Source organism: Terrisporobacter mayombei, assembly GCF_020748465.1.
Lineage (GTDB): Bacteria > Bacillota > Clostridia > Peptostreptococcales > Peptostreptococcaceae > Terrisporobacter > Terrisporobacter mayombei.
The window spans coordinates 1-360 of record NZ_JAHZMP010000310.1 but is presented as its reverse complement, the minus strand read 5'-3'; the positions used below and the strand labels follow the sequence as shown (position 1 = coordinate 360).

General features: G+C 35.8%; 1 tRNA gene and 1 rRNA gene. Both read right to left on the bottom strand.

The window, feature by feature from the left end:
• Window positions 1-140: 140 nt before the first annotated feature.
• Window positions 141-216, bottom strand: a tRNA-Ala gene (locus K0039_RS21745).
• A gap of 74 nt (window positions 217-290) precedes the next feature.
• A 16S ribosomal RNA gene (locus K0039_RS21740) occupies window positions 291-360 on the bottom strand; the annotation flags it as partial.

Below are 360 nucleotides of genomic sequence, written 5' to 3'. Positions count from 1 at the left end.
TATTAAAGTTGATATTTTTAAAAGTTATCTTCTTTATATGATATATTTTTTAAGAAGTTTATCTTCTTCTTTTATAATGTCATATCACTAAATGTTATGCAGTTTTCAAAGTACTAAAGCACTTAATAAATAAGTACTAATGGTGGAGATGAGGAGGATCGAACTCCTGACCCCTTGCGTGCAAGGCAAGTGCTCTCCCAGCTGAGCTACACCCCCATGTTGATTTTTCAACATATTTTGAGTTTTCATAAAGAACCCTCAAAATTAAACAGTAGGTTAATTCTCCCTAGAAAGGAGGTGATCCAGCCGCACCTTCCGATACGGCTACCTTGTTACGACTTCACCCCAGTTATTGATTTC